9 protein-coding genes are annotated in these 8,932 nt (G+C 70.0%); 8 read left to right on the forward strand and 1 reads right to left on the reverse strand.

The features are described from left to right. Positions 1–80 precede the first annotated feature (80 nt). Entirely contained in the window at positions 81–1,088 is a 1,008-nt protein-coding gene (locus FJV41_RS24100) for a helix-turn-helix transcriptional regulator (RefSeq protein WP_141644887.1), read from the reverse strand. A 124-nt stretch (positions 1,089–1,212) separates the two neighbouring features. Here FJV41_RS24100 and FJV41_RS24105 point away from each other — a divergent pair, with 124 nt between their 5' ends. From FJV41_RS24105 to FJV41_RS24140, 8 genes are all read left to right on the forward strand, one after another. After that, positions 1,213–2,172, forward strand: coding sequence for an SDR family oxidoreductase (locus FJV41_RS24105; protein ID WP_141644888.1), 960 nt, complete (start codon positions 1,213–1,215; stop codon positions 2,170–2,172). A gap of 165 nt (positions 2,173–2,337) precedes the next feature. Further along, positions 2,338–3,129 carry a polyprenyl diphosphate synthase gene (uppS, locus tag FJV41_RS24110; protein WP_141644889.1) on the forward strand — a complete coding sequence of 264 codons (792 nt, stop codon included), beginning with the start codon at positions 2,338–2,340 and terminating at the stop codon, positions 3,127–3,129. Beyond that, on the forward strand, positions 3,126–3,956 hold the full coding sequence (locus FJV41_RS24115; protein ID WP_141644890.1) for a phosphatidate cytidylyltransferase: 831 nt from the start codon (positions 3,126–3,128) through the stop codon (positions 3,954–3,956). Before uppS ends, FJV41_RS24115 begins: the two co-directional genes overlap by 4 nt. An 84-nt stretch (positions 3,957–4,040) precedes the next feature. Then, complete coding sequence (rseP, locus tag FJV41_RS24120; RefSeq protein WP_141644891.1) at positions 4,041–5,678, forward strand: RIP metalloprotease RseP; 1,638 nt, start codon at positions 4,041–4,043, stop codon at positions 5,676–5,678. Positions 5,679–5,685: 7 nt separating this feature from the next. Beyond that, complete coding sequence (locus FJV41_RS24125; protein WP_141644892.1) at positions 5,686–6,168, forward strand: septal ring lytic transglycosylase RlpA family protein; 483 nt, start codon at positions 5,686–5,688, stop codon at positions 6,166–6,168. Positions 6,169–6,177: 9 nt separating this feature from the next. Further along, the gene (tsaB, locus tag FJV41_RS24130; RefSeq protein ID WP_141644893.1) at positions 6,178–6,915 is read left to right on the forward strand and encodes a tRNA (adenosine(37)-N6)-threonylcarbamoyltransferase complex dimerization subunit type 1 TsaB; all 738 of its coding nucleotides are present in this window, start codon (positions 6,178–6,180) and stop codon (positions 6,913–6,915) included. Positions 6,916–6,958: 43 nt separating this feature from the next. Then, the gene (locus FJV41_RS24135; RefSeq protein WP_141644894.1) at positions 6,959–7,987 is read left to right on the forward strand and encodes an aspartate-semialdehyde dehydrogenase; all 1,029 of its coding nucleotides are present in this window, start codon (positions 6,959–6,961) and stop codon (positions 7,985–7,987) included. A 125-nt stretch (positions 7,988–8,112) separates the two neighbouring features. Continuing rightward, positions 8,113–8,932, forward strand: an 820-nt coding sequence (locus FJV41_RS24140) for an MXAN_2561 family MXYO-CTERM-anchored protein (protein ID WP_141644895.1), incomplete at its 3' end; no start/stop codon positions are given.

An 8,932-nucleotide genomic window follows, 5' to 3' on the forward strand; every position in this document is an offset into this window, starting at 1 on the left:
GAATCTCTGGAATGCGGACTTATCCATGCATGGCCACGCTAGCATGACTTCCGGCGAGAGGGCCGGGTCGACGCAAGGCCTTACGAAGGCCGCGGGCGGGGTATTGCAGGCGCGTCTGTCGATGTGTCCGGATGCGCCGCGAGAAGCCCTGTCGCCAGGGCAATCATTCGGGTTCGCAGTGACGCGGGCTCCACCACCTCGAAGCCACCGCCCACCTCACAGAGCTGGCCCAGCGCGATGGCCTCCCGCTCGAAGTCCACGACGACAGTCTTTCGGCCGTCCGCCACCTGCCCTGAGTCGAACCGTGGCGCCTCCGTGGACGGACGAATCCGGCGCAAGGTCGCCTCCGCGTCCGCCGTCAGCCGCAGCGTCACCTCGTACCGCGCTCCCTTTTCCGCGAAGCGCGCGCACCACTCCCGCCAGAACGAGGGCAAATCGAAGCGCGCGGGCCGCTCGAAGGACTCTCCCCGCTGCCGGACACCTTCGATGCGCGAGCCCCGGTACACACGCGGGCCCTTCTCCGTCCCGGCGACCAGGTACCAGCGGTCCGCCTTGAGCACGAGCGCATACGGGTCCACCGTGCGCCGGCTCTGCTTCCCATCGAAGTCCCGGTACGTCAGCGAAACCTTCCGGTTCTGCCACGCCGCCTCGCGCAGCACCTCCAGGTGGGGCACCGACTCCCGCTCCGTGAACCAGCCGGAGGCATCCACGTGCAGCCGCTGCCGTGCGTACTCCATCGCGGGCTGCTGCAACACGGGCAGCGCCGCCGCCAGCTTCACCAACCCGCTGCTCAGGGGCGCGGACAGGCCCAGGTCGCTCAGTCCCCCCGGTGTGGCGCTCATCGCCGCCAGCGCTTGCAGCTCCGTGCGCGTCAGCCCCGTGAGCTGCGTCTTCCACCCATCGAGCAGCGCGACGCCTCCCGCGGACCCGCGCGTCGCGTACACCGGCACGCCCGAAGCAGACAGCGCGTCGAGGTCCCGGTGGATGGTGCGCTCGGAGACCTGGAGTTCGCGCGCGAGCTCTCCCGCCGTCCGCTTCGGACGGGTCTGCAACAACATCATCAGGCTGACGAGTCGGTCGGCGCGCATGTCGGAAATCCCAGCGCGCACTGTACGCGGGCCATCATGACAGGGGATGTCATGATTGCCTCCGTAAGGTGTTCCCATCACCGGCCATCCGCACCCCACCTCCGCCGGTCCGAGGAGAGACACCATGAAGAAGCCGCTCGAAGGACGCATCGCCCTGGTCGCGGGAGCCACGCGGGGCGCGGGCAGGGGCATCGCGACCCGGCTCGGCGAGGCCGGCGCCACCGTGTACTGCACGGGCCGCAGCGTGCGCGGCCGTCCCGCCTCTGGCTCCAAGCGCCCGGAGGTGCTCGAGGAGACCGCGGAGCAGGTCACCGCGCTGGGGGGCCACGGCATCGCCGTCCGATGCGACCACACCGTCACGGAGGAGGTCGCCGCCCTCTGCGCGCGCATCCAGAAGGAGCAGGGGCGGCTCGACATCCTGGTGAATGACATCTGGGGCTGCGACGCCATCTCCGAGCTCGGCGTTCCCTTCTGGAAGCAGTCTCCCGAGCACGCGCGCACCGTGTTGGAGCGCGCCGTGCTCACCCACATCCTCACCAGCCGCCACGCTGTTCCGCTCATGCTCGGGCAGGAGCGGGGCCTCGTCGTCGAAATCACCGACGGCGACCACTTCGGCTACCGAGGCAGCGTCATCTACGACGTCGCGAAGATGAGCGTCATCCGGCTCGCGTTCGCCATGTCGCGAGATTTGCGTCGCACCCGCGTCACCGCGCTCGCCGTGACGCCCGGCTTCCTGCGCTCCGAGGAGATGCTGGAGGGCTTCGGCGTCACCGAGGCCACTTGGCGCGACGGCGCGAAAGTGGAGCCGGACTTCATCGCCTCCGAGTCACCGTCCTACGTCGGCCGCGCCGTCGCCGCGCTCGCCGCGGACCCGAACGTCGCCACCAAGGCCGGCACCGTCCACAGCTCCTGGGCCCTGGCCCGCGAGTACGGCTTCACCGACCTGGACGGCTCCCAGCCCCACTGGGACGAGTACTTCGAGCGCACCTACCGCACGCCCTACCGCGTCGCCGACGCCACCGCCTACTCGCCCTGGCACAACAGCCCCATCGAGATTGCCCGCCCCAACTGGCCCGTCGACTGAATCCGTCCTTCCGCCCGCACCCGGGCCGGGCCCACCCAGGCCTACATGGTCTGAGAGTCCTGGGCCGCTCGCACCGAGCGGGCGACCGACCAGGGGCCTCGGGCGACGGTTGGGCCACGCGCTCGTGGACGTGGCCCCTCTGCGCCGGTAGGGTGCGCGGCTCGAATGGAACGCCCCCTAGTGGTTTCCGCCCTCGAAAATCAGGTCAAGGCCCGGCCCGTGCCGCGCCACGTGGGCATCATCATGGATGGCAACGGTCGGTGGGCGGAGTCGCGGGGTCTGGACCGACTTGAGGGCCACCGCGAAGGGAGCTCCAGTGTGCGGGAGGTGACCCGCACCGCCCGCCGCGTGGGCATCCAGGCCCTGACCCTCTACGCCTTTTCCTCACAGAACTGGGCCCGCCCCGCGGAGGAGGTCGCCGGGCTGATGGACCTGCTGCGCGACTACCTGGAGCGCGAGCGGGCCGAAATCCTCGACAACGGCATCCGCCTGAACGCGGTGGGTGACGTGGGGCGCCTGCCCCGCTTCGTGCGGGAGCCGTTGGACCGGCTCATCGCCGACTCGGCGCACAACACCGGCATGGTGCTGTCGCTGGCGCTGTCCTACGGCGGCCGGGAGGAAATCCTCCACGCCGCCAGTCGGATGGCGGAGGCCATCTCCCGGGGCGAGCTGTTGGCGGGCCGGGTGGAAGAAGCCGACTTCGAGTCCTTCCTGTGGACGAACGGGCTGCCCCCGCTGGACCTGGTGGTGCGCACCAGCGGCGAGCAGCGCGTGTCCAACTTCCTGCTCTGGCAGATGGCGTACGCGGAACTGTGCTTCACCGACGCCCTCTGGCCGGACTTCCGCACCGATGAGTTTCTCCGCTGCGTGTCTCAGTACCAGCAGCGAGAGCGGCGCTTCGGTCTCACTTCCGCCCAAGTCAAGCGGGAGGACACCCCCCAGCGGGCCAAGGCGTGAACGACAAGAACAAGAACCTCGTCGTGCGCATCGTGACGGCGCTGACGCTCCTGCCGCTCGTGGTGTTGCTGCTCTTCCTCGGCGGCGTGTGGAGCGCGGGCCTGTTGGGCCTCGCCGCCGCCGCGTGCGTGGGGGAGTACTATCTCATCGTCCAGAAGCGGCTGAACGCGGCCGCCTGGGTGGGCATGGCCTTCGCCGCGGTGATGCCGTTCCTGCCGCTCAAGGACGCGGCGCGCACGGGCGAGACGGCCTTCTGGCTCACCATCGTCTTCGCGTTCTTCGCGTGGATCTTCCACCTGTTCAAGGGCCCGCTCGCGGAGGCCCCCACGCGCACGGCCCACCTGGTCAACGGCTTCCTGTACGGCGCCGTGGGCCTCACCGCCCTGTCCGCGCTGCGGCTGCTGCCGGACCATGGCCTGGCGTGGGTCATCTGCGCGCTGACGATTACGTGGGCCAACGACACCGCCGCGTACTTCTTCGGCCGCTTCCTGGGTCGCCACAAGCTGTACCCCGAGGTGAGCCCCAACAAGACGTGGGAGGGCTTCTTCGGCGGCATGCTCGGCTCGGTGGGCGGCATGTTCATCGCCCGGGGCTTCTTCTTCCCCGTGTTCACCGTGTGGGACTGCGTGCTGCTGGGCATCGCCGGCGGCCTGTTGGGTCCCGTGGGTGACTTGTGCGAGTCCATGCTGAAGCGCGCCTACGGGGTGAAGGACTCGGGTTTCCTCATCCCCGGGCACGGTGGGGTGCTGGACCGCATCGACGCTTTGCTCTTCAACGCCCCCCTGGTGTTCGTCTACGTGCAGTTCGTGCGCGGCCTGCTTCCGTAGAATCGTGAGATTTCGCTCGCCCGCCTGGCTGGCGGGCCCGGATGTGCGTTGTCCGTCCGGGGGCTCACGATTACTGTTGCCGCCATGCCCTCACTTCAGAACCTGGGGTTCTTCATCCTCCTGCTTGGCGTGCTCGTGACAGTGCACGAGCTTGGCCATTTCCTCGTGGCGAAAGCCTGCGGGGTGAAGGTCCTCAAGTTCTCCATCGGCTTCGGGCCAAAGCTCATCGGCTTCGTGAAGGGCGAGACGGAGTATCAAATCGCCATCCTGCCCCTGGGCGGCTTCGTGAAGATGGCGGGCGACCTGCCCCATGAAGAACTGAGCCCCGAGGAAGCCAGGCGCGGCTTCCTGGCGCAGCCCCCCTGGAAGCGCGGCCTCATCGTCCTGGCGGGGCCGGCCTTCAACCTCATCTTTCCCGTCATCGTCTATTTCTTCGTGTTCCTCGGCCCGCACCAGGCCACGTCCACCCTGGTGGGGTACGTGGAGCCCGGAATGCCCGCCGCCGCCGCCGGCATGCGCCCCGGAGACCGGGTGCTGTCCGTGGAGGGCGAGTCGGTGCGCACCTTCGACGACATGCGGGACACCTTCGTCGGGCGCTTCGAGCGGCCGATTCCCATCGTCGTGGAGCGCGATGGCCAGCCGGTGACGTTGACGGTGAAGCCCATCAAGAACACGGAGACGTCGCCCATCGACACGGTGGAGCGGGGCCTCATCGGCGTGCTGCCGCTGGCCAAGCCGCCCCTGGTGGGTGTGCCTCCGGGGTCCGTGGCGGAGGCTGCGGGGCTGCGGACGTTCGACCGGGTGCTGAGCGTCAACGGGACGAACGTTCCGGACGAGGCGCGGCTGTACCAGGAGTTGGGCCGGCACCCGGAAGGGGAGCCGCTCAAGGTCGTCGTGCGGCGCATGGACACCGTGGCGGCGGGCGTGGTGCAGGGGCAGGTGGCCCGCGTGGCGGAGGTGACGGTGCCCCGTCAGCCCGGTGCGGGCCTGGCGGCGCTGGGCGCGGAGCCGGCAGACCAGTACGTGGCGACGGTGGTGCCCGGCAGCGCGGCGGAGAAGGCCGGGCTCAAGCAGGGTGACCGCATCGTCTCGCTGGACGGCGAGGTCCTCCCGTCCTTCCGGATGCTGGAGGTGAAGCTCAGCGGGGCGGAGGCGAAGCCCTTCACGCTGACGTGGCGGAGCACGGACGGCGAGCACACCGAGAAGCTCTCGCAGGCCCCGCTGATGGCGGAGGACGGCATGGGGCAGCAGCTCACGAAGCTCTCCCTGGGCGCGCGCGGGTGGACGCTCGTGGACGCGGACGTGGCGCGGGCGGACGAGGTGACGGTGCACCTGGGCCCGGCCGCGGCGCTGAAGCAGGCGGCCATCGTGGTGCCGAAAATCGTGGGGCAGATGGTGAAGGTGCTCGGGGGGCTCGTCACCCGCGACGTGCCGCTGAGCACGGTGGGCGGCCCCATCATGATGTACCAGCTGGCGGCCCGGAGCGCCGAGCAGGGGCTCGACTCCTTCCTCAACCTGATGGCCATCATCTCCATCAACCTGGGCGTGATGAACCTGCTGCCCATCCCCGTGCTGGATGGCTTCGCGCTGTTGTCCGCCGCGTGGGAGGGCATCCGCCGTCGCCCCATCCCCGTGCGCGTGCGCGAGGCCGCCAACATGGTGGGACTGGCGCTGCTCATCCTGCTGATGCTCCTGGTCTTCACCAACGACATCACCCGCTAGAGGTCCCATGCGCGCGAGCACCTTCGTCATCTTGCTGGCGCTGGGCATCTCCACCGGGTGCGCGTCGCGCGCCGCGAAGCCGGACTCGCGTGAGGACTCCAGCCCGGAGCCGTCCTCGCCCCGGGTGACGAAGCGCGAGCAGATGCCTCGCTCCTACGTGGGCGAGGGGCTGGCCTCGTTCTACGGCCCGGGGCTGCACGGCCGTCCCACCGCGAGTGGGGAGCGCTTCAACCAGAACGAGCTCACCGCCGCGCACCGCAAGGAGCGCTTTGGCGCGTGCCTGCGCGTGGTGAACATGGAGAACGGCCGCGCCGTGCAGGTGCGCGTGAATGACCGGGGGCCGTACGTGGATGGGCGCATCATCGACGTCTCGAAGGCCGCCGCCTCCAAGCTGGGCATGCTGGACAAGGGCGTGGTGCGCGTGCGGCTGTACCGCTGCAAGGACGCCGTGTCGGAGATTCCCCGCGCAATGTGGGCCGCGCCGGTGTAGGGAGCGCCCATGTTCCTCTCGCTGGACACCTCCACGCTGACGATGTCGCTCGCCCTGGTGGAGCGCGGGCCGGAGGGGGCCGTGCGCGCGGTGGAGCACTCCGTGGTGCGTCCTCCCGTGAAGCAGAGCGAGGCGCTGCCCGGTGTCGTCGGTGAGCTGCTGGACCGCCATGGCGTCAAGCTGGCGGATTTGGAGGGCCTCATCGTGGGCCTGGGCCCGGGCTCCTTCACGGGGCTGCGCATCGGCCTGGCCACGGTGAAGTCGCTGGCGTACGCGGCGAACCTCAAGGTCGCGGGCGCGTCCTCGTTGGCGGCCGTGGCGCTGGAGGGCCCGGAGGACGTGCCGCTCTACTGCCTGGCCGTGGCGCGCAAGGACGACCTGTACCTGGGCGCGTATGTTCGGCGCGGCGCGACGGTGGAGGCGCTGGAGCCGGAGACGGCCATGTCGCCCAAGGACGTGGCCGCGCGCATGGCCGCGGAGCCGCGGGCGGTGGCGCTGGGGCCGGCGCTGGTGGACTACCGCGCGGCGCTGGTGTCGCACGGCGTGGCGGCGGAGCGACTGTTGACGGGGCCGGACTTTCCCTCGGCGGTGGAGCTGACGCGGCTGGCGCGCATGCCGGAGACGTTCTCGCTCGAGGCCCTCTTCGCCATGGAGCCGCACTACGTGCGGGCCTCCGAGCCGGAGCGAAACCCCAAGTTCCCTCCGCTGCCGGGGCCTGCGCCCACGGCGCGGTTGAAGGACGACTGAAGCGTCCAGCGCTCACGCGCTCGGGCGATGCAAAGGACGCGCGATGAACGAGAATCTCAAGATTGCCGTGGTGGGCGCCACGGGTGTGGTGGGCCGTGAGGTGTTGGCCGCGCTGTACGCGCGCGACGTGCCCGCGGAGCAGGTGCGCGCCTTCGGCTCCGAGCGCTCGAAGGGGCTGGAGGTGGAGTACGGCGAGGATTCGCTGGAGGTGGAGCGCGCCGTTCCGGAGGCCTTCAAGGGCATGGGGCTGGTGCTGCTGGCCACGCCCGCGGAGGCGTCTCGCACGCTGGCTCCGGCCGCTCAGGCCGCGGGCGCGTGGGTGGTGGATGTCAGCTCCGCCTTCCGGTCCGACGGCAACGTCCCGCTGGTGCTGCCGGGCTTCAACACGGAGCTGTTGGGCGCGACGATGAAGGGGCGCCTGGTGTGCCTGCCGAGCGCGGTGACGACGGCGTCGGTGCATGTGATGGAGCCCCTGCGCCGGGCCTTCGGCGTGGTGCGCGCGCAGGTGACGGCGATGATGAGCGTGTCCAGCGCGGGCGTGCGCGGCGTGGCGGAGCTGGAGAAGCAGACCGCGGATTTGATGTCCGGGCGCGAGCCGGACCCGAGCGCCTTCCCGCACCGCGTGGGCTTCAACCTGGTGCCCCAGGTGGGCGGCTTCATGGTGGGCTCCCCGTGGACGGAGGAGGAGGGCGGCTGGACGCTGGAGGCCGCGCGGCTGTTCGCGACGTGGGGCGACGCGCCCGTGCTCGCCGGCACCGCGGTGCAGGTGCCCAGCTTCTACGGCCACGGCCTCACCCTCAACGTGCAGCTGAAGAAGGCGGGCCCGGTGGAGCAGGTGCGCGCGGCCCTGAAGACGTCACCCGCCCTCAAGGTGCTGGACACCCCCGGTGAGCGCATCTACCCCATGCCCATGCTCGTCACGTCGGACCCCACGGTGCACGTGGGCCGGGTGCGCGCCTTCCCCCAGGCCCCCGAGTGGGTGACGCTCTTCGCCGCCGTGGACAACGCCACCCGGGGCGCCGCCCTCAACCTGGTGGAGGCCGGCCTGAAGCTGGCTGAACGCCCCGTCTGACAAATTGGCACGCCGGCCGCGGCCGCCCTGCCTGTTTGGCTCGCCGGAGCGGCCCGCGAGGGCCAGAAGTAGGCCTGCGGGAACGATTTCAACGTGGCCTCCCGCTTGCTAGCTTCCGGCTACCCATGCGCCTCACATTCGCCGTGCTCCTGCTCTTCGCGTCGACCGCCCTGGGGCAGACCGTGACGTTCTCCGGCTCGGTCATCGTCGACAACGACATCGTCGTCTCCATGGCCAACTGCGCCGATCGCAGGTCCGTCTCCTGGTCGCGGACGGGGACCCTCGCGTGCAGTCCGCTCGTCTTCTGGTTGTCGGACGGCAACTGTTCGGGGGAACCGGGCGAGGGGGACAAGGAACTCTTGGAAATCGCCGAGGGGAACACCGCCACTACGTCCGGCACGCTCGAGCTGCGCATGAGTGATGCGCTCGCCGCGGGTGGTCTCACGTGTGAAACCCAGACGGCGGACAAGACCTACAGGCTCTGTGCGACGGTGGAGAAGCAGGACTCGCTTGGGGCCTGCGACAGTACGACCTCCAGCGTGGGCTCGCCGAGCGTCAACTTCATCCTGGACCCGACCTCTCCCCAGGCGCCGGCACTGCCGGGCGTGACGGGCCTGGACAGCGCGCTGAGCGTCAGCGTGACGGTGCCCAGCGACACGACGAGCATGCTGGTGGAGGTGGTGGAGCTGGTGCCAGGGGATGGGGATGGCGGGACGGCCACCGCGGGCGAGGTGGTGCGCTCGAAGACGCAGACGTCCGACAACACGGTGTTCCGGATGGATGAGCTGGTGAACGACAAGGAGTACGGCGTGCGCGCCTTCGCCTTCGACAAGGCGGGCAATCAGAGCAAGGCGTCGCCCCTGGCGACCGGCTCGCCGATTCCGAGCGATGGTTTCTTCGCGGCGTATCACGCGGCGGGTGGTGCGGAGACGGGCGGGTGTGGGG

Source organism: Myxococcus llanfairpwllgwyngyllgogerychwyrndrobwllllantysiliogogogochensis, from assembly GCF_006636215.1.
Lineage (GTDB): Bacteria > Myxococcota > Myxococcia > Myxococcales > Myxococcaceae > Myxococcus > Myxococcus llanfairpwllgwyngyllgogerychwyrndrobwllllantysiliogogogochensis.